This is a genomic window from Oceanobacillus sp. FSL K6-0127 (assembly GCF_037983385.1).
GTDB classification, from domain to species: Bacteria; Bacillota; Bacilli; order Bacillales; family Amphibacillaceae; genus Oceanobacillus; species Oceanobacillus profundus.
Map to the genome: position 1 here is coordinate 1,286,944 of NZ_CP150287.1, position 20,712 is coordinate 1,307,655.

At 40.9% G+C, this 20,712-nt stretch carries 11 protein-coding genes, 13 tRNA genes and 3 rRNA genes; 24 read left to right on the plus strand and 3 right to left on the minus strand.

The features are described 5' to 3' along the window. The first annotated feature begins 71 nt into the window (after positions 1 to 71). Positions 72 to 2,243 carry a Tex family protein gene (locus MHH64_RS06425; protein WP_340002899.1) on the plus strand — a complete coding sequence of 724 codons (2,172 nt, stop codon included), beginning with the start codon at positions 72 to 74 and terminating at the stop codon, positions 2,241 to 2,243. Positions 2,244 to 2,284: 41 nt separating this feature from the next. Here MHH64_RS06425 and MHH64_RS06430 read toward each other — a convergent pair whose 3' ends face one another. Next, positions 2,285 to 3,772 carry a catalase gene (locus tag MHH64_RS06430; protein ID WP_118889729.1) on the minus strand — a complete coding sequence of 496 codons (1,488 nt, stop codon included), beginning with the start codon at positions 3,770 to 3,772 and terminating at the stop codon, positions 2,285 to 2,287. A 414-nt stretch (positions 3,773 to 4,186) separates the two neighbouring features. On the opposite strand from MHH64_RS06430, the gene MHH64_RS06435 reads away from it, so the two are divergent. The 23 genes from MHH64_RS06435 to MHH64_RS06545 all read left to right on the plus strand — a co-directional run bounded on the left by MHH64_RS06435 (position 4,187) and on the right by MHH64_RS06545 (position 17,072). Then, positions 4,187 to 4,648 (plus strand): SprT family protein, encoded by a 462-nt coding sequence (locus MHH64_RS06435; protein WP_340002900.1) that lies wholly within the window; start codon positions 4,187 to 4,189, stop codon positions 4,646 to 4,648. A 338-nt stretch (positions 4,649 to 4,986) separates the two neighbouring features. After that, positions 4,987 to 5,061: transfer RNA gene (locus tag MHH64_RS06440), tRNA-Asn, on the plus strand. 3 nt (positions 5,062 to 5,064) lie between these two features. Beyond that, a tRNA-Ser gene (locus tag MHH64_RS06445) sits at positions 5,065 to 5,155 on the plus strand. A 9-nt stretch (positions 5,156 to 5,164) separates the two neighbouring features. Further along, positions 5,165 to 5,236 (plus strand) — tRNA-Glu (locus tag MHH64_RS06450). A 27-nt stretch (positions 5,237 to 5,263) separates the two neighbouring features. Then, positions 5,264 to 5,340 (plus strand) — tRNA-Asp (locus tag MHH64_RS06455). Positions 5,341 to 5,345: 5 nt separating this feature from the next. Next, positions 5,346 to 5,420, plus strand: a tRNA-Gln gene (locus MHH64_RS06460). A 114-nt stretch (positions 5,421 to 5,534) separates the two neighbouring features. Continuing rightward, a tRNA-Lys gene (locus MHH64_RS06465) sits at positions 5,535 to 5,610 on the plus strand. Between the two features lie 21 nt (positions 5,611 to 5,631). Then, positions 5,632 to 5,715, plus strand: a tRNA-Leu gene (locus MHH64_RS06470). Between the two features lie 24 nt (positions 5,716 to 5,739). Continuing rightward, a tRNA-Arg gene (locus MHH64_RS06475) sits at positions 5,740 to 5,816 on the plus strand. Between the two features lie 3 nt (positions 5,817 to 5,819). Next, positions 5,820 to 5,896 (plus strand) — tRNA-Pro (locus MHH64_RS06480). Positions 5,897 to 5,927: 31 nt separating this feature from the next. Continuing rightward, positions 5,928 to 6,001 (plus strand) — tRNA-Gly (locus MHH64_RS06485). A 12-nt stretch (positions 6,002 to 6,013) separates the two neighbouring features. After that, positions 6,014 to 6,087 (plus strand) — tRNA-Ile (locus MHH64_RS06490). 282 nt (positions 6,088 to 6,369) lie between these two features. Beyond that, positions 6,370 to 7,931: ribosomal RNA gene (locus MHH64_RS06495) — 16S ribosomal RNA — on the plus strand. 180 nt (positions 7,932 to 8,111) lie between these two features. After that, positions 8,112 to 11,030 (plus strand): 23S ribosomal RNA (locus tag MHH64_RS06500). A 152-nt stretch (positions 11,031 to 11,182) separates the two neighbouring features. After that, a 5S ribosomal RNA gene (gene rrf, locus MHH64_RS06505) occupies positions 11,183 to 11,298 on the plus strand. Together the 16S, 23S and 5S rRNA genes with 13 tRNA genes alongside form the textbook arrangement of a ribosomal RNA operon. 45 nt (positions 11,299 to 11,343) lie before the next feature. Further along, a tRNA-Met gene (locus tag MHH64_RS06510) sits at positions 11,344 to 11,420 on the plus strand. A gap of 79 nt (positions 11,421 to 11,499) precedes the next feature. After that, positions 11,500 to 11,576: transfer RNA gene (locus MHH64_RS06515), tRNA-Asp, on the plus strand. 489 nt (positions 11,577 to 12,065) lie between these two features. Then, positions 12,066 to 13,031 carry a thiamine-phosphate kinase gene (gene thiL / locus MHH64_RS06520; RefSeq protein ID WP_095314470.1) on the plus strand — a complete coding sequence of 322 codons (966 nt, stop codon included), beginning with the start codon at positions 12,066 to 12,068 and terminating at the stop codon, positions 13,029 to 13,031. Between the two features lie 8 nt (positions 13,032 to 13,039). Further along, positions 13,040 to 13,489, plus strand: a complete 450-nt coding sequence (tsaE, locus tag MHH64_RS06525; RefSeq protein ID WP_095314472.1) for a tRNA (adenosine(37)-N6)-threonylcarbamoyltransferase complex ATPase subunit type 1 TsaE — start codon at positions 13,040 to 13,042, stop codon at positions 13,487 to 13,489. An 11-nt stretch (positions 13,490 to 13,500) separates the two neighbouring features. After that, positions 13,501 to 14,208, plus strand: coding sequence for a tRNA (adenosine(37)-N6)-threonylcarbamoyltransferase complex dimerization subunit type 1 TsaB (tsaB, locus tag MHH64_RS06530; RefSeq protein WP_095314474.1), 708 nt, complete (start codon positions 13,501 to 13,503; stop codon positions 14,206 to 14,208). Further along, entirely contained in the window at positions 14,192 to 14,650 is a 459-nt protein-coding gene (rimI, locus tag MHH64_RS06535; RefSeq protein ID WP_240033884.1) for a ribosomal protein S18-alanine N-acetyltransferase, read from the plus strand. Before tsaB ends, rimI begins: the two co-directional genes overlap by 17 nt. Continuing rightward, a complete protein-coding gene (gene tsaD, locus MHH64_RS06540; RefSeq protein ID WP_303450380.1) occupies positions 14,647 to 15,657 on the plus strand; it encodes a tRNA (adenosine(37)-N6)-threonylcarbamoyltransferase complex transferase subunit TsaD in 1,011 nt (336 codons plus the stop codon). Before rimI ends, tsaD begins: the two co-directional genes overlap by 4 nt. 242 nt (positions 15,658 to 15,899) lie before the next feature. Continuing rightward, positions 15,900 to 17,072 carry an FtsW/RodA/SpoVE family cell cycle protein gene (locus MHH64_RS06545; RefSeq protein WP_340002901.1) on the plus strand — a complete coding sequence of 391 codons (1,173 nt, stop codon included), beginning with the start codon at positions 15,900 to 15,902 and terminating at the stop codon, positions 17,070 to 17,072. A gap of 64 nt (positions 17,073 to 17,136) precedes the next feature. Here MHH64_RS06545 and MHH64_RS06550 read toward each other — a convergent pair whose 3' ends face one another. After that, on the minus strand, positions 17,137 to 18,474 hold the full coding sequence (locus tag MHH64_RS06550) for a hemolysin family protein (protein ID WP_095314482.1): 1,338 nt from the start codon (positions 18,472 to 18,474) through the stop codon (positions 17,137 to 17,139). Positions 18,475 to 18,643: 169 nt separating this feature from the next. After that, a complete protein-coding gene (locus tag MHH64_RS06555; RefSeq protein WP_340002902.1) occupies positions 18,644 to 20,572 on the minus strand; it encodes an ABC-F family ATP-binding cassette domain-containing protein in 1,929 nt (642 codons plus the stop codon). Positions 20,573 to 20,712 lie beyond the last annotated feature (140 nt).

The window sequence follows — 20,712 nt, forward strand, 5'->3', positions numbered from 1 at the left end:
TAAAAGAAGTCAATTAGGAATTCGCCCCTTTTTTTGATAAAATAATAGTGGTATATAAAGGAGGAACAACTGTGGCAGATCAGTTAGATGGCAATCTTATAAAATGGGTTTCTAAGGAAACAGAAGTGAATACAGCGACAATAAAAAAAGTAATTGAGCTATTAGATGAAGGTAACACAGTTCCTTTTATTGCGAGATATCGTAAAGAAGTTACTGGTGGTCTTGATGAGGTACAAATTAAAGCTGTGCAGGATAAATGGCATTATGCTGTTAATCTCTCTGATAGAAAACAAGAAGTGCTTCGCATTATTGAGGAACAGGGCAAATTAACAGAAGAACTAGAGAAAGAAATTAAGCAAGCTACACAATTACAGCGTGTCGAAGATTTATATCGACCATATAAACAAAAGCGTAGAACGAAAGCTACCATTGCTAAGGAGAAAGGATTAGAGCCTTTAGCAGAGTTGATTTGGAATCAAGAGCCTTTCAACATCGAGCAAGAGGCTGCGAAATATCTTTCAGAGGAGTATGAATTACATACACAAGAAGATGTGATAGCTGGAGTGAATGATATTATAGCGGAATGGATTTCAGATGATGCTGCATACCGCGACTACATTCGCGAGGAAACATTTAAACGCGGTACTATCCAGGCAGAAGTAAAAAATGCCGAGAAGGATGAAAAAGGCGTTTATGAAATGTATTATGCTTACAGTGAAGCAGTTCGTTCGCTTGTATCACACCGTATTCTGGCATTAAATCGTGGCGAAAAAGAGGACGTTCTAAGAGTGGCAATTGAGGCACCGGCAGAGCGGATCGTCCAGTTTCTACAAAATAAAGTAATTAAACGAAGTGCGGACACTGCATTAGCAGCGATTTTAGAAGCTGCTATTGAGGATAGTTATAAGCGATTAATTCAGCCATCGGTGGAGCGAGAAATTAGGAACAGCTTAACAGAAAAGGCCGAAGATCAAGCAATTGAGGTTTTTTCCGTAAACTTGAAAAATCTATTGCTTCAGCCACCATTAAAAGGCAGAACGGTGCTTGGTGTTGACCCGGCTTTTCGAACGGGCTGTAAGTTAGCTGTTGTTGACGAGACTGGAAAGGTTCATGAAGTAGGTGTTATGTACCCAACTGCACCAAGGAATGATGTTGTTGGGGCAGAAAAAATAGTGATGAGCATTATTCGTAAATATGGAGTGGAGCTTATCGCTATTGGTAATGGAACCGCATCACGTGAAACAGAGCAATTTATTTCTGATGTAATCACAAACAATAGCTTGAGCATTCCTTATATTATTGTGAATGAAGCGGGGGCTAGTGTTTACTCTGCATCTGCATTAGCCCGTGAGGAGTTTCCTGATTTTCAAGTAGAAGAAAGAAGTGCTGTATCCATTGCGCGCCGTGTTCAGGATCCTCTAGCAGAGTTAGTAAAAATAGATCCGAAATCAATTGGTGTGGGGCAATACCAGCACGATGTTACGCAGAAGTCTCTTAATGAATCACTGAGCTTTGTTGTAGAAACAGCAGTTAACCAAGTTGGAGTTAACGTAAATACAGCATCTGCATCTTTACTGCAATATGTTGCGGGATTGAGTAAAACAGTAGCTCTTAATATCGTGAAGCAGCGAAATGAAGAAGGTAAATTTACGGATCGAAAACAATTGAAGAAAATTCCTCGACTAGGTGCAAAAACGTATGAGCAGGGAATTGGTTTCTTGCGAATTATTGATGGAGATAATCCATTAGATCGAACGCCTATTCATCCAGAAGTATATGCGCACACAAAGAAACTTTTAAAGATGATTAGTTGTGAGCTAACGGATATTGGTACAGAGAAACTTCGCACAAAAATGAATGAATTGGATAAAAAAGAAACTGCTGAAAGCTTAGAAATCGGAGTGCCAACATTGATTGATATGATGGACGCCTTGAGCAGACCAGAACGTGATCCGCGTGATGATTTTCCACAACCGTTACTAAAGCAAAATGTCGTTGCCCTTGAAGATCTTCAAGCAGGTATGGAAATGCAAGGAACGGTTAGGAATGTAGTCGATTTTGGAGTATTTGTAGATATCGGTGTGAAACAAGATGGTCTTGTTCATATTTCAAAAATGGCAAACAAGTTTGTAAAGCACCCAATGGATATTGCTTCTGTTGGAGATGTCGTAACAGTATGGGTAGAGCAAGTTGATGTCAATAAAGGAAGAATCGCTTTAACGATGGTAAAAAGTGATAAATAATAAAAAAACGTTCCTAAAGTTGTTTTAGGAACGTTTTTATTTTATTCTAGTTCACTTGCTGCTTCTACTTCACTTAAGGAGATGCCAAGTGCATTTGCTACACCTTCACCATACGCTGGGTCAGCTTTGTAGCAGTTGTTGATATGACGTAACTGAACTTCTTTACTAGTACCTTGCATGTTTCTTGCGGTATTTTCAAAAAGTCTTTGTTGTGCTTCAGGTGATTGAAGACGGAATAACTTACCTGGTTGTTCATAGTATAGGCTATCATCTTCATCGAAATCCCAGTAGTTTGCATCTCCACCTAATTCTAGTGCAGGCTCTTGGTGTTCTTTGCTATCTTCCCACTGACCATAGCTATTAGGGCTGTATGATACATGTCCACCTTGGTATGGATGGATGCGCATTGCTCCATCGCGGTGGTATGGATGGAAGTTCTCCGCATTTTTCGGGAAGTTAACAGGGATTTGCCAGTGGTTTACACCTAAGCGATACCGCTGTGCATCACCATAAGAGAATAATCTTCCTTGCAGCATTTTATCTGGTGAGAAGCCAATACCAGGTACAATATTTGTTGGAGCAAATGCTGCTTGTTCTACTTCTTCAAAGTAGTTTTGCGGGTTACGGTTAAGCTCTAACTCACCAACTTCAATAAGTGGGAAGTCACCTTTATACCAAACTTTTGTTAAGTCAAATGGGTTGTAAGGCATGTTTTTAGCTTGCTCGTCTGTCATGACTTGAATGTACATTTTCCATTTTGGATTTTCGCCACGCTCGATTGCTTCGCGTAAATCTCTAGTATGACTGTCAAGGTCGCCACTATGGATTTCTCCAGCTTCCTGGTCAGTCAAGTTTTCAATACCTTGCTCTGTATAGAAATGGAATTTAACCCAATGACGTTCGTTGTCAGCGTTAAACATACTGTACGTATGGCTTCCAAACAGGTTCATATGTCTAAATGTTTTTGGAATTCCACGATCAGACATGATAATTGAAACTTGGTGCAATGCTTCTGGGAGACTAGTCCAGAAATCCCAGTTAGCTTGTGGATTATGCATATTTGTAACCGGATCTTTTTTAACTACGTGGTTCAAGTCAGGGAAACGCTTAGGATCTCTAAAGAAGAATACTGGTGTGTTGTTGCCTACAAGATCCCAGTTACCTTCTTCTGTATAGAATTTCATAGCTGTACCACGAATATCACGATCAGCATCCCCTGCGCCACGCTCGCCAGCTACTGTTGAGAAGCGTAAGAACATATCCGTCTTTTTACCAACTTCAGAGAAAACCTTAGCTTTCGTGTACTTCGTAATATCATTTGTAATAGTTAACGTTCCATAAGCACCTGCTCCTTTAGCGTGCATACGACGTTCAGGAATTACTTCTCTATCAAAGTGTGCTAGTTTTTCAAGAAACCAAAAGTCTTCCATTAATAGTGGACCTCTAGGACCAGCTGTTTTTGAATCATCATCATTAGGTACTGGAGCACCAAAAGCCGTAGTCATTTTCTTTTTAATTTCTTCACTCATGTTATCCCTCCTGAATAGTTAAATACAATAATTATAATATCACAATCATTACCAGATTACTATAAATATAGTTTGTTAGATAAACACGGTTTATACATGTTAAATAAGGATTAATCCTCTTTCAAATTAGGATTTTATAAAATCAATAAATACTTAGTTACGGGTTATCATATGCTGTTTTTAATAAGGTTAATCAAGATTCTTTATTCGTAAATATTATCATTTATAATCATTAATTGAGAAAAATAGAAGCGATGGTAGATAGGGGAAGGTATTTTAAACAAAACATAGTAATATAGTAGAAGGAGAGTTAAAAAGAGAACATTCATACGTATAAAGCATAAGTAATATTTTTATGCTAAAATTAGAAGAGGGTTAAAGTGACTTATTCATATAGAGAAGGTAGTTATGCAAATGGAATTATTAAATGAAAAGGAATTATATGAAATCGTTAATAAACTCTCGATTACTTATTTTCATAAACCTTTCATAGATGAAGTAAGGTTCAATCATCGACTAAGAACAACAGGTGGCAGATATATCCCTGCGAAAAGGGTGATTGAATTAAATCCGAAGTATGCGGTAGAGATGGATAAAGCTGAATTTATAGGCATCATTAAACATGAACTTTGTCATTACCATCTTCATATAGAAGGGAAGGGTTATCGTCACAGGGATGAAGATTTCAGGAAATTACTAAAACAAACAGGATCTCCAAGGTTCTGTAGTCCACTACCTTCACAAGAACAAAGGTACAAATATGAGTATAGATGTAAAAAATGTAATCAAGTATACGAAAGAAAAAGACGTATCAATATAAAAAAATATAGGTGTGGTAAGTGCCGAGGAGTCTTAACATATACTTCTATAAAATAAAAATGTGACGTTTAGTATCCTTCTTGCAAATGTCATTATTCTACGTATTAAGTTGTAAGTTTAATACGTTTATATACTAAATAAAGATTTTGTTTGCTTTTGTAAAATATTAAAATAAACCATTGACGAAATATGTCATCCATGTTAAATTAAATAAGCTAATAAGTCAGTTTTCGATTGTGAAAAACTTTCTAGAAAGTCCTTGACAACTAAAAGAAGTTGTTGTATGATATTCAACGTCGCTGTAATTATTCCTGGTTTTGCTTTGAGAGAAAATGAGCCTTATCAAAGGTGAAGGATACTTAATTCAGTGAAGTACATAAGTGCATCAATATTATTCCACAGTAGCTCAGTGGTAGAGCAATCGGCTGTTAACCGATCGGTCGTAGGTTCGAATCCTACCTGTGGAGCCATCCGGAGAAGTACTCAAGTGGCTGAAGAGGCGCCCCTGCTAAGGGTGTAGGTCGTGTAAGCGGCGCGAGGGTTCAAATCCCTCCTTCTCCGCCATTTCAAAATGGCCCGTTGGTCAAGCGGTTAAGACACCGCCCTTTCACGGCGGTAACACGGGTTCGAATCCCGTACGGGTCATCATTTCTTTAAAAAATAAAATCATTTGGTCCGGTAGTTCAGTTGGTTAGAATGCCTGCCTGTCACGCAGGAGGTCGCGGGTTCGAGTCCCGTCCGGACCGCCACAAGTTGGGCCATAGCCAAGCGGTAAGGCATCGGGTTTTGATCCCGTGTACCCTAGGTTCGAATCCTAGTGGCCCAGCCAATTTTATTTATAAAAGAAGAAGTTAATACTATTTCATTAAATAGTATTTTTTTATTCCTTTCTATAAAATAAGTATATTGCTACTTCAAAACAGGATAGTGATATTTCAATCATGAGCCATTAGCTCAGTCGGTAGAGCATTTGACTTTTAATCAAAGGGTCGAAGGTTCGAATCCTTCATGGCTCACCATTTCATTAATCTATTGTTTTTGCGGTCGTGGCGGAATGGCAGACGCGCTAGGTTGAGGGCCTAGTGGGTGAATAACCCGTGGAGGTTCAAGTCCTCTCGACCGCATCATTTATCTGATAGATTTTTTCTGCGCCCGTAGCTCAATTGGATAGAGCGTTTGACTACGGATCAAGAGGTTAGGGGTTCGACTCCTCTCGGGCGCGCCATAACGGGAAGTAGCTCAGCTTGGTAGAGCACTTGGTTTGGGACCAAGGGGTCGCAGGTTCGAATCCTGTCTTCCCGACCAGTAATGTATGTATGAAAAATCATTTTATTATGCGGGTGTAGTTTAGTGGTAAAACCTCAGCCTTCCAAGCTGATGATGAGGGTTCGATTCCCTTCACCCGCTCCAACTTACCAATATGGGCCTGTAGCTCAGCTGGTTAGAGCGCACGCCTGATAAGCGTGAGGTCGGTGGTTCGAGTCCACTCAGGCCCATTTATCTTTTTTGAAAAAAGATGTTGACATTTTTTCACGAAGATGATAAGATATAAAAGTTGTCGAAAACGAAGAAATATTTCGAAAGTAAAATATTTTAAAAAGTTATTGACAACAAATTGAAAGACATGATATATTAATAAAGTCGCTTCAAAAGAACGACAAACAAATTTGCTCTTTGAAAACTGAACAAAACAACCAGTATGTCAAGAAAAAGGAAACTCGTTTTTCTTTTTAAAACAAGTAGAAGTCAGCTTCTACAAAAGCTAAGTATTACAAACTTTTATGGAGAGTTTGATCTTGGCTCAGGACGAACGCTGGCGGCGTGCCTAATACATGCAAGTCGAGCGCAGGAAATAAACAGAACCCTTCGGGGTAATGTTTATGGAATGAGCGGCGGACGGGTGAGTAACACGTGGGCAACCTGCCTGTAAGATCGGGATAACTCGCGGAAACGTGAGCTAATACCGGATAACACTTTTCATCTCATGGTGAGAAGATAAAAGACGGTTTCGGCTGTCACTTACAGATGGGCCCGCGGCGCATTAGCTAGTTGGTGAGGTAACGGCTCACCAAGGCGACGATGCGTAGCCGACCTGAGAGGGTGATCGGCCACACTGGGACTGAGACACGGCCCAGACTCCTACGGGAGGCAGCAGTAGGGAATCTTCCGCAATGGACGAAAGTCTGACGGAGCAACGCCGCGTGAGTGATGAAGGTTTTCGGATCGTAAAACTCTGTTGTTAGGGAAGAACAAGTTGGGTAGTAACTGACCCAACCTTGACGGTACCTAACCAGAAAGCCACGGCTAACTACGTGCCAGCAGCCGCGGTAATACGTAGGTGGCAAGCGTTGTCCGGAATTATTGGGCGTAAAGCGCTCGCAGGCGGTCTTTTAAGTCTGATGTGAAAGCCCACGGCTTAACCGTGGAGGGTCATTGGAAACTGGAGGACTTGAGTACAGAAGAGGAGAGTGGAATTCCACGTGTAGCGGTGAAATGCGTAGAGATGTGGAGGAACACCAGTGGCGAAGGCGACTCTCTGGTCTGTAACTGACGCTGAGGAGCGAAAGCGTGGGTAGCGAACAGGATTAGATACCCTGGTAGTCCACGCCGTAAACGATGAGTGCTAGGTGTTAGGGGGTTTCCGCCCCTTAGTGCTGAAGTTAACGCATTAAGCACTCCGCCTGGGGAGTACGGCCGCAAGGCTGAAACTCAAAAGAATTGACGGGGGCCCGCACAAGCGGTGGAGCATGTGGTTTAATTCGAAGCAACGCGAAGAACCTTACCAGGTCTTGACATCCTCTGATACCTCTAGAGATAGAGTTTTCCCTTCGGGGACAGAGTGACAGGTGGTGCATGGTTGTCGTCAGCTCGTGTCGTGAGATGTTGGGTTAAGTCCCGCAACGAGCGCAACCCTTGATCTTAGTTGCCAGCATTCAGTTGGGCACTCTAAGGTGACTGCCGGTGACAAACCGGAGGAAGGTGGGGATGACGTCAAATCATCATGCCCCTTATGACCTGGGCTACACACGTGCTACAATGGATGGAACAAAGGGAAGCGAACCCGCGAGGTCAAGCCAATCCCATAAAACCATTCTCAGTTCGGATTGTAGGCTGCAACTCGCCTACATGAAGCCGGAATCGCTAGTAATCGCGGATCAGCATGCCGCGGTGAATACGTTCCCGGGCCTTGTACACACCGCCCGTCACACCACGAGAGTTGGTAACACCCGAAGTCGGTGAGGTAACCTTTTGGAGCCAGCCGCCGAAGGTGGGACTAATGATTGGGGTGAAGTCGTAACAAGGTAGCCGTATCGGAAGGTGCGGCTGGATCACCTCCTTTCTAAGGATTATTACGGAACCCTACCTTCGGGTAGGAAGGACATACTGTGTTGTTTGGTTCAGTTTTGAGAGAGTAAATCTCTCTATTTGTACCTTGAAAACTAAATAAGAGTAACAACGACATCAATATTTTTAAATAAAAGCAAGGCTAATAAATTAGTACGCTTATTTACTGTAACTTAGTTAAGTGAATAAGGGCGCACGGTGGATGCCTTGGCACTAGAAGCCGATGAAGGACGGGACTAACACCGATATGCCTCGGGGAGTTGTAAGTAAACTTTGATCCGGGGATTTCCGAATGGGGGAACCCACTGTTCGTAATGGAACAGTACATGCATCTGAATACATAGGGTGCATGAGGTAGACCCGGGGAACTGAAACATCTCAGTACCCGGAGGAAGAGAAAGAAAAATCGATTTCCTGAGTAGCGGCGAGCGAAACGGAAAGAGCCCAAACCAGAAAGCTTGCTTTCTGGGGTTGTAGGACACTCCACTCGGAGTTACCAAGGAATTCTTTAAATGAATCGACCTGGAAAGGTCAGCCACAGAAGGTAACAGCCCTGTAGTTGAAAAAGAATTCCCTCCGGAGTGTATCCTGAGTACGGCGGAACACGTGGAATTCCGTCGGAATCCGGGAGGACCATCTCCCAAGGCTAAATACTCTCTAGTGACCGATAGTGAACCAGTACCGTGAGGGAAAGGTGAAAAGCACCCCGGAAGGGGAGTGAAATAGAACCTGAAACCGTGTGCCTACAAGTAGTCGAAGCCCGTTAATGGGTAACGGCGTACCTTTTGTAGAATGGACCGGCGAGTTACGATCGTATGCAAGGTTAAGTGGAAGACACGGAGCCGCAGCGAAAGCGAGTCTGAATAGGGCGAATGAGTATGCGGTCGTAGACCCGAAACCGTGTGATCTACCCATGTCCAGGGTGAAGGTCAGGTAACACTGACTGGAGGCCCGAACCCACGTATGTTGAAAAATGCGGGGATGAGGTGTGGGTAGGGGTGAAATGCCAATCGAACACGGAGATAGCTGGTTCTCTCCGAAATAGCTTTAGGGCTAGCCTCAAGAAATAGAGTACTGGAGGTAGAGCACTGATTGGACTAGGGGCCCTCACCGGGTTACCGAATTCAGTCAAACTCCGAATGCCAGTTACTTTTACTTGGGAGTCAGACTATGGGTGATAAGGTTCATAGTCGAAAGGGAAACAGCCCAGACCGCCAGCTAAGGTCCCAAAGTATACGTTAAGTGGAAAAGGATGTGGAGTTGCCCAGACAACCAGGATGTTGGCTTAGAAGCAGCCATCATTTAAAGAGTGCGTAATAGCTCACTGGTCGAGTGACTCTGCGCCGAAAATGTACCGGGGCTAAACGTATCACCGAAGCTGCGGATTGTTCTTACGAACAATGGTAGGAGAGCGTTCTAAGTGCTGTGAAGTCAGACCGTGAGGACTGGTGGAGCGCTTAGAAGTGAGAATGCCGGTATGAGTAGCGAAAAAAGAGTGAGAATCTCTTTCACCGAATGCCTAAGGTTTCCTGAGGAAGGCTCGTCCTCTCAGGGTTAGTCGGGACCTAAGCCGAGGCCGAAAGGCGTAGGCGATGGACAACAGGTAGATATTCCTGTACCACCTCATGATTGTTTGAGCGATGGGGGGACGCAGTAGGATAAGGAATGCGCACTGATGGATATGTGCGCCCAAGCAGTGAGAAAGTCAGATAGGCAAATCCGTCTGGCAATTTCAAGCTGTGATGGGGAGGGAAATTTAGTACCGAAGTTCCGGATTTCACACTGCCAAGAAAAGCCTCTAGTTAGATCATAGGTGCCCGTACCGCAAACCGACACAGGTAGGCGAGGAGAGAATCCTAAGGTGAGCGGGAGAACTCTCGTTAAGGAACTCGGCAAAATGACCCCGTAACTTCGGGAGAAGGGGTGCTTCATTTACATGGAGCCGCAGTGAATAGGCCCAAGCGACTGTTTAGCAAAAACACAGGTCTCTGCGAAGCCGAAAGGCGAAGTATAGGGGCTGACACCTGCCCGGTGCTGGAAGGTTAAGGGGAAATGTTAGCCGCAAGGCGAAGCTTTGAACCGAAGCCCCAGTAAACGGCGGCCGTAACTATAACGGTCCTAAGGTAGCGAAATTCCTTGTCGGGTAAGTTCCGACCCGCACGAAAGGTGCAACGACTTGGGCACTGTCTCAACGAGAGACCCGGTGAAATTATACTATGCGTGAAGATGCGCATTACCCGCGACAGGACGGAAAGACCCCGTGGAGCTTTACTGTAGCCTGATATTGAATGTCTGTGCAGCTTGTACAGGATAGGTGGGAGCCTTGGAAACCGGAGCGCTAGCTTCGGTGGAGGCATCCGTGGGATACCACCCTGGCTGTATGGACATTCTAACCCAGGACCGTGATCCGGTTCGGAGACAGTGTCAGGCGGGCAGTTTGACTGGGGCGGTCGCCTCCCAAAAGGTAACGGAGGCGCCCAAAGGTTCCCTCAGAATGGTTGGAAATCATTCGTAGAGTGTAAAGGCACAAGGGAGCTTGACTGCGAGACCTACAAGTCGAGCAGGGACGAAAGTCGGGCTTAGTGATCCGGTGGTTCCGCATGGAAGGGCCATCGCTCAACGGATAAAAGCTACCCCGGGGATAACAGGCTTATCTCCCCCAAGAGTTCACATCGACGGGGAGGTTTGGCACCTCGATGTCGGCTCATCGCATCCTGGGGCTGTAGTCGGTCCCAAGGGTTGGGCTGTTCGCCCATTAAAGCGGTACGCGAGCTGGGTTCAGAACGTCGTGAGACAGTTCGGTCCCTATCCGTCGTGGGCGTTGGAAGTTTGAGAGGAGCTGTCCTTAGTACGAGAGGACCGGGATGGACACACCGCTGGTGTACCAGTTGTTCCGCCAGGAGCATCGCTGGGTAGCTACGTGTGGAAAGGATAAGTGCTGAAAGCATCTAAGCATGAAGCCCCCCTCAAGATGAGACTTCCCATCACTTCGAGTGAGTAAGATCCCTCAGAGACGATGAGGTTGATAGGTTCGGTGTGGAAGCGTGGTGACACGTGGAGCTTACGGATACTAATCGATCGAGGACTTAACTAAATTCTTTATTTGATGTCTTGTTTTCTCTTATTTAGTTTTTAAGGTATAAACCTTATAAAAACCCAACTTTATACTTGATTTTTTTTCAAAAACGATTATAATATTGGTTGTCACTGATTTTCTTGAGGTTCACTTGGGTGATAATTATATTGTCTGGTAGCAATAGCGAAGAGGCCACACCTGTTCCCATGCCGAACACAGAAGTTAAGCTCTTCAGCGCCGATGGTAGTTGGGGCTTTGCCCCTGCAAGAGTAGGACGCCGCCAGGCAAGTTTTTATATGATTTTCCAATTGAATTAGGAAGATCAACATATCGCGGGGTGGAGCAGTCTGGTAGCTCGTTGGGCTCATAACCCAAAGGTCGTAGGTTCAAATCCTGCCCCCGCAACCAAAAAAAATAACTTGAAATAAGTTGAAGCTAGAAGTACTGGATTAATGTACCTGTTAGGTTTTCAACATATATTATTATTGGTCCGGTAGTTCAGTTGGTTAGAATGCCTGCCTGTCACGCAGGAGGTCGCGGGTTCGAGTCCCGTCCGGACCGCCATTTACATATTATATTAGCTATTAGACACATGATTCCAGAAAATGAATCATGTTTTTTTGATTTATAGCATTCATTTAGCAATACTATAAATTATCTTTCAGAAAGCTTATTACATAGATAAACCTTCGCTACTGCCCTCAAAAAAGTTTTCCCATTTTGACTTAATTAGGAGAGAAGATTCCTCCTCAGGCGAAATAGGGTTATGGTGGAGATGAATCGTACTCAATAAGGGAAGTAGCTTTAGCGTTCATACTCATCTTACAAAATAGTATTTTCACCTTCAGTATAATCTCCAATATAGTATCACAGGAACGAATTAGTGTTAGGAAAGTTAAATAAATGTGCGTGAGAAAAGCATATATGTTTTAGAAATCATTAGGTTGCTTTACTCAAGAATCTCCATCAAAAATTTTTGTAAGGAATTAAGGTGGAGTAGTTCAAATCTTTTTGCTATCATAGTTGTAGTCGATAAAAAGAATGGTGATTAATGTGGACGAATTCTCTTTTATAGAATCAATAAAGCAACATACGTACAACCAATCATCTTTGATCAAAGGAATTGGGGATGATGCAGCTGTTTTTAGTTCGTTATCACAAAATATTGTTTCTGCAGTAGATACATTTGTCGAAGGAGTGCATTTTTCAAAGGAGACGATGTCACTTTTTCATGTAGGCTACCGGGCGCTTGCTGCAAACATCAGTGACTTAGCGGCAATGGGAGCAACCCCTGCATTTTACCTTGTTTCGATTGTAATTCCAAAAGGTTGGTCACAGGAAGAACTGTTACAAATATTCAATGGAATGCGTCACTTAGCCCGAGCATATAAAATGGATTTAATCGGTGGAGATACAGTATCGGGAAAGGAAATGTGCATTTCAGTTACTGTAATAGGCTTTACGATGAAAGATAAGGCTCGCTATCGAAGTACAGCCGAGTCAGGCGATATAGTCTTTGTAACTGGAACATTAGGTGACTCAGGGGCAGGGTTACATATTTTAACCCATTCAAATAACTATAAGGAAGCTTCTTATTATATAAATAGACATAGAATGCCAAGTCCTCGAATTTCTTTTGCAATCGGTTTAGGTCACTTAGCTCGCGTAACATTAAACGATATTAGTGATGGAATAGCGAGTGAGGCGAATGAAATAGCCGAAGCTTCGAACGTTACTCTTCTATTAAATGAATCTGAAATTCCAACAAACAGCTCTTATAATCAATTTCCTGTGGAATTACAAGAAAAATGGAAGTTGTTTGGTGGAGAGGACTTTGAATTGTTAGGTACAATCCCTCCAAAGGATTGGGATAAGGTTCAGCAAATTGGAGAGTTAACGAATACAAATGTTACGAAAATAGGTGAGGTTGTGGAAGCAGGCAAAAATGGCAAAGTCATTTTAAAGCAAAAACATAAATCTATCCTATTAGAAAAAAAAGGTTATACACATTTAAAGTAGGTGAGTATATGGTACAAATACAGACAAATACAGTAGCAGAGACACAGGTAATTGCAGAAAAGCTTGCAACTTTGCTCAAGCCTGGAGATGTTATAACATTGGAAGGTGAGTTGGGTGCTGGAAAAACAACTTTCACAAAAGGCTTGGCGAAAGGACTTGGTGTCAAACGTAATATCAGCAGCCCCACATTTACGATTATAAAAGAATATGAAGGAACTCTCCCTTTATATCATATGGATGTATACCGACTTGAACACTCTGATGAAGATATTGGATTTGAAGAATATTTTCATGGAAATGGAATTACAGTTGTTGAGTGGGCACAATTCATTGAAGAGTTTTTGCCAAACGAGCGTTTAGCGATTAGAATTGGCTATATAGATGAGGATAAAAGAATACTTGAATTTACAGCTTCAAGTTCTCATTTTGAAGAGGTTATGAATGAATTGATTAGTTAGGAGTTACGAGAATGAATATACTTGCAATAGATACCTCCAATCAAGTCCTAGGTGTGTCAGTACTAAAAGGCGATCAGATTATTGGAGAAGTGATGACGAATCTTACAAAAAATCATTCGGTTCGTTTAATGCCAGCTATTGAGAAGTTAATGAAGGAAGTATCGATGAGGCCGGAGGAACTGGATAAAATTATAGTTGCCAAAGGTCCCGGTTCCTATACTGGTGTCCGAATTGGAGTCTCAACAGCAAAAACAATGGCTTGGGCTTTAGATATACCTGTGGTAGGTGTTTCTAGCTTAGAAGTTTTGTCCTATCAAGGAAGGTTCTTTAATGGCGTAATTTGTCCGTTTTTTGATGCTAGACGGGGATTAGTGTTTACAGGGTTATATCAATGGAGGAATAATCATTTAGAAGCCGTTTTTGAAGAAAAAAATCTATTAATGGAAGATGTGCTTCAGACATTAAAGGAGCAAGAGACAAACGTTCTTTTTTTAAGTCCTGATATTGCAATCTATAAAGAAGCGATTGAAAAGGGGTTAGGTGAAAGAGCGATTATTCCGGAAGGACCATACCATATTCCACAGGCAGGGCATTTGGGTCTTGCTGGACTAACAAAGCAACCAGATACTACACATGCATTAACACCAAATTACTTACGTTTAGCAGAAGCAGAGGCGAATTGGTTAAAAGCGCAAAAGGAAAATGAAAACCATGGCTAAATGTGTAATACGGAAAATGGAAGTTTCTGATGTAGATCATGTAATGGAAGTTGAGCGTGCGTCTTTTACAACGCCGTGGACAACAGATATTTTCTACCAGGAGCTTCTTGATAATAAACACGCGCATTATTTTGTCTTACAATTAGATGAGCAGATTATAGGTTATATTGGAACATGGATTGTTATTGATGATGCACAAATAACGAATATTGCTATTATGCCTGGGTTTAGAGGTCATAAACTTGGAGAGAAACTTTTTGGATATACCGTTCAATATGCATTGCAATTAGGTGTAAAACGATTATCATTAGAAGTAAGACAATCCAATATTCCAGCCCAACGTCTATATCAGAAGTTCGGACTTGTGCCAGGTGGGATTCGCAAAAATTACTATACAGATAATCAAGAAGATGCTATCGTTATGTGGGTGAATTTAAAATGAAAAAAGATACAATTATACTTGGAATTGAAACGAGCTGTGATGAAACAGCAGTATCGATTGTAAGAAATGGTACAGAGATAATAACAAATGTCGTCGCTTCCCAAATTGAGAGTCATAAGCGATTTGGTGGTGTCGTGCCTGAAATAGCTTCCAGGCATCATGTAGAACAAATGACGGTCGTTCTGGAAGAAGCATTTGAAAATACAGATATAACGTGGGACGAAGTGGATGCGATTGCTGTTACAGAAGGACCAGGGCTTGTAGGAGCATTGCTAGTTGGAGTGAATTCAGCGAAAGCATTGTCCTTTGCAAAACAAAAGCCGTTAGTTGGTGTGCATCATATCGCTGGTCACATCTATGCAAATCGATTAGAAAAGGATTTTGAGTTTCCATTACTAGCATTAATCGTTTCTGGTGGTCATACAGAGCTTGTCTTAATGAGAGAGCATGGCTCCTATGAACTAATCGGGGAGACCCGAGATGATGCAGCAGGTGAAGCCTATGATAAAGTAGCGCGAATGCTTAACCTGCCATACCCAGGTGGACCACATATCGACCAGTTAGCTGCAATTGGTAAAGAAACGATTGATTTTCCAAGAGCATGGTTAGAAGAAGGAAGCTACGATTTTAGCTTTAGTGGATTGAAATCTGCAGTTATTAATAAAATTCATAATGCCAAGCAACGTGGCGAGATATTAAAAAATGAAGATATTGCTGCTAGCTTTCAGGCTAGTGTTGTTGAGGTGCTGACAACAAAAACATTAGAGGCTGCTAAAGAATATAATGTTAGCCAAGTAATTGTTGCTGGTGGAGTCGCTGCAAATAAAGGATTGAGAAAAGAACTGGAAGCTGTTTTTTCCGAAACGGATATTCCTTTACTCATTCCAAATATCAAGCTATGTACAGACAATGCTGCCATGATAGCTGCAGCAGGAACGATTGCTTTTGAGCAAGGGAGACGGTCTGGGCTTGATTTAAATGCAAATGCATCGTTAATGTTAAAATAGAAGTAGATTATTCACAGGGGTGTGGATAATTTAGTGAAATACCTTAAAAACACTTATCTTGATTGTGGATGAAAACTGTTGATAAGAGATAAGTGTCTATGTGGATAATGTGTATAACTTTGTTAATAACCTTGTTTTCAGCTTTTTTTCTTTTGTTTTTATGTGGATAACTAAAACCTATCTATTATGATTACTGGGATGAAGTATTGAAATGAGCAGGGAAGAAATTTGGTGAGGCTATTATGAATAAAAAGCAATCGTACTATATGCAAACGGATTTGATTTTTTTATTTACTTTGTTCGTTTGTGTAAGTTTACTTTCGATATATAATGCACAGCAACTAGAGCAATATGAAGGTACAAACTTTGTATTGAGGCAGATTGCTTGGTTTGCAGTCGGTGTAGGTATCGTTGCAGCAATTCAGTTTCTTGATTTGGAACAGCTCCAGAAGGCAAGTATATATATATATGGGATTAGCATATTCGTATTAATTGTATTGTTGATAAGCCCTGATTCAATTGCTCGTGAAATAAACGGGGCAAAGAGCTGGTTTACATTACCAGGATTATCGCTTCAACCGGCAGAATTTACGAAAGTAACGACCATCCTCTTTTTGTCTGCTGTAATTAGTAAGCATAAAACAAAATACGAAGTGAGCAGCATAAAAAGTGATACCTTCTTGTTAGCGAAAATCTTACTGTTTACAGGGATTCCGGTAGGTCTAATTATGTTACAGCCAGACTTTGGAACCGCGATGGTATACTTATTTATATCAGGTATGTTAATTATACTGTCAGGTATCAATTGGAGAATTATACTGAGTTTAATTGTCATTATTTCTTCTGCAGGTGCAGCTATTATTGGGTTTATTATTAAATTTCCAGTGCTTGCTCAAGAGTTAATCGGGATTAAACAATATCAAGTGAACCGTATTCTAACTTGGTTTGATCCAACTCAGCAGTCGAGTGATGCGACCTTTCATTTTGATCGTGCATATATGGCTTTAGGATCTGGCCAATTATTTGGAAAAGGCATGGGAAGCCTTGAGGTGAATTATCCAGAAGCCCATACCGATTTTATCTTTTCGGTAATCGGGGAAAGCTTCGGTTTTATTGGAAGCGCAATTGTTATATTTTTGTACTTTATGCTACTATATAAACTAGTTACACTAGGATTGAGTATTTATAAGCATTCTCCTTTTGGTACGTTTTTCTGTTATGGCTTTTTAAGCTTGTTGCTAGTTCACGTTTTCCAAAATATCGGAATGACACTTGGGATTATGCCGATAACTGGTATTCCGCTCTTGCTTGTTAGTTATGGAGGGAGCTCGGTTATGTCGACGATGCTTGGTTTAGGTGTCATCTATCGCGTTGCGGTGGAATACAGTATACAAAATGATTATTTATTTAAATAACTTGTACAATCGGTCAGATTAAAAAATAAAAAAATGCAGTATCGCTACGGCGATACTGCATTTTTTATTGTGTGTCCTGATCTTCTATTATTTTTTCTATATCTTCTTCATGAATTGTTGCAATTACTTTTTTAATACGATTATCAGCAACCTCTGTAACTTCAAAGATGATATTTTTATATGGAATAATCGGTCTTTCTTCTATCGATGGAATAAAGCCAATCTCTCCAATTAAAAAACCGTTTAGTGTATCGAATTCCTCGGTAGGCAGATCTAGTTGAAGGAATTTCTCTAATAAATATAAATGGGTGATTCCATCGATAATGAACTTATTTGGTTCAATTTGTTTAATTTCCTGCTCAGGTGCGGTTGCATCACTTTCACTAAGAATCTCTCCAACAAGTTCTTCAATAATATCTTCTATTGTAATTAGTCCTTCTGTTCCGCCGTATTCATCCAATACGATAGCAATATGGGAGTTACTTTTTTGCATCTCTGCAAATAGCGTGTCTACCCGTTGCGTTTCTAGGACGAAATGTGGTTTTCGAATAATCTCGCTTAAATGAAAGGTCTTATCCACTTCCATATAATGAAGCAAATCTTTAACATGGAGGATACCAACAATTCGGTCAATATCTTCTTCATAAACCGGAAATCGAGTGTATCTTTTTTCATTTACGAGTTCAATGGTTTCTTTCAAGCTTGCATCTATTGGAAGTGCAGACATATCTGTTCGGTGCGTAATAATGTCTGAAACCTGGCGATCATTAAACTCAAAGACATTATGGATCATAACTTTCTCTGCCTTTTGAATTGTCCCGGTATCGCCGCCAATATCAACCATCATTCGAATTTCTTCTTCTGTTGCTTCATCACTCGTTGCATTTGGATCAACTCCAAAAATACGTATGACAGTATTCGTTGAGAATGTGAGCAATTTTACGACAGGATAGCTAAGCCTTAACAGCCATGTGATTGGTGTCGCTGCGAAATTTGAAATAGCTTCAGCCTTTTGCAGTGCAAGCTGTTTTGGAACTAATTCACCGAATACCAGCGTAAAATAGGAGAGGATAATGGTTATGACAATCACAGATATTGTTTGCAGAACAGGAAGAGCTATTGGAAATCCCAATTCATATAAAGTTTGAGCTAATGGACCAGCAAAGAAGTCCGCAGCGAATGCACTGGCTAAAAACCCTGCAAGTGTAATGCCAATTTGAATCGTACTTAAAAAACGACTAGGCTCTTCAATTAGCTTATAGAGCATACCAGCTTTTTTGTCACCTTCATCCGCTTTCCGTTTTACTTTATTACTATTTAATCCAATTAATGCGATCTCAGTCGCAGCAAAAAATGCATTTAGAAAAATAAGCACAATGAGTGTAACGATAGCAATCGTCAATTTGTGTAACCTCCAACTGATTTTAAATTTAATAAGAAGCCATCATTAAATATTTGATTCCCAACAATGTTTGATTTTACACTCGAAACACTCCATTATTATAAAATGATACAAAATAGGCAGCTGTTTAGCTGCCTACTGTTTATTATAATGGACTATATGAAATCGTTCAACTATTCTCCTCTTGAAGGGCAGTCCATTCTTCTATAAGTTGTTCAATTTCGTATTTCAACTTATTCACTGTTTCTGTAAGCTCCAATGACTTTTCATGATCTTGATAAACTTCCGGTTTTGTCATTTCTTCTTCAATCTGTGCAATATCTAGTTCCTGATGTTCAATCATTTCTTCAAGTTCTGAGATACGACGCTGGACTTTCCTTTTTTCACTTTGCAGCTGCTTGCCTTCCTTATAGCTTAGCTTTTTTGGTTCAGAGTTGGATGTTGTTTCCTTTTCCTGTTTTAGCCTTTCGATTTCTGCCTCTTCTTCTTTCTTCTCCAAATAATAATCATAGTCCCCAAGATAGATCGTAATTCCATCTCGTTCCATTTCAGCAACCTGATCAGCTATTTTATTAATAAAATAGCGGTCATGTGATACGAAAAGGATGGTTCCAGGAAAATCAATCAAAGCTGCTTCCAGCACTTCTTTACTATCGATGTCCAAATGGTTTGTAGGCTCATCCATAATAAGGAAATTTGCTTGCTGCATTTTAAGCTTAGCAAGGGCTAGTCTTGCCTTTTCTCCACCACTTAATGTATGGACCTGCTTTAATACATCATCTCCAGAAAAAAGAAAGTTTCCTAAAACCGTGCGGATATCTTTTTCATTTATGGTGGGGTAATCATCCCATAATTCTTGAAGAATCGTCTTAGTAGAATTAAGATCAGCCTGTTCTTGATCATAGTAGCCAATTTGTACATTTGTACCAAGCTGGATGTTTCCTTTTTCTGTCTGCAGTCTACCTAAGATGGCCTTAAGTAATGTAGTTTTCCCTACACCATTCGGACCAACAAGTGCGATACGGTCACCGCGATTTATATCCAGTCGTATGTTGGAAAAAATAGGGTCCACTTCTTTTTCATAACGTAAGCTAAGCTCTTCAACTTTTAATACATCATTTCCACTTCTGCGATTAATTTGAAAGGAGAAGGAAGCGGATGACTCATCACCTAGTGGCCGATCAAGACGCTCCATTTTTTCAAGCTGCTTCCGCCTGCTTTGTGCTCGTTTTGTAGTCGAAGCACGTACAATATTCCGCTGGATAAAGTCTTCCATTTTTTTAATTTCAGTTTGCTGCTTTTCAAATTCCTTTAATTCCTGTTCATAATTTAGTGCTTTTTGCTCCAAATACTTGCTGTACGAACCATGGTATTTTCGCGTTTTATGCCGTGAAATTTCATATACAATGGAAACTGTTTTATCAAGAAAGTACCGATCGTGTGAAACGATGACAATGGCGCCTGGATAACTAACGAGATAGTTTTCCAACCATGACAATGTATCAATATCAAGATGGTTGGTCGGTTCATCAAGAATAAGCAGCTGTGGTTTTTGAAGCAGCAATTTACCCAGGGCAAGTCGTGTTTTTTGTCCACCACTAAGTTCTGCGATTGGAGTATCATAATCAAAGGACTCAAAATTTAACCCACTAAGTACAGCTCTAATATCAGATTCATACGTATAGCCCCCATCAGTCTGATATGCTAGTTGAAGTTTGTCATATTCTTTAAGGACTTTGTCATATTCTTCTCCAGATAATTCGCTGGCTTTCTCCATCTCTTTCTCTAATGCTCGAAGTTGCTTTTCCAATGATTTTAAATGGGAAAATACCTCTAGCATTTCATCCCAAATGGTTTTCCCTGATTCTAACGTCATATGCTGGGATAAATAACCGAATGTAAGATCCTTCGGTTGAAAAAATTCCCCTTCATCATACGATAATTCTTGTGCCATAATTTTAAGTAATGTTGACTTACCTGCACCGTTTCTGCCGACAATAGCTATACGGTCTTTATCTTTAATTTCAATTTTAATATTTGATAAAATCTCTTCAGCACCGAAGGATTTGGAAATTCCGTTTAGTTGCATTAATATCATCTTTTTCACCCCATCATGTACAGTGTATCTTATAGTTATTTAACGAGGCAACTGAATTGTGAAAAATATCACGACTTATTTGACGTTTTCTGTTAAAATAGAAGGAAAGAACTTATCATATACAACTATTGGATTGAAAA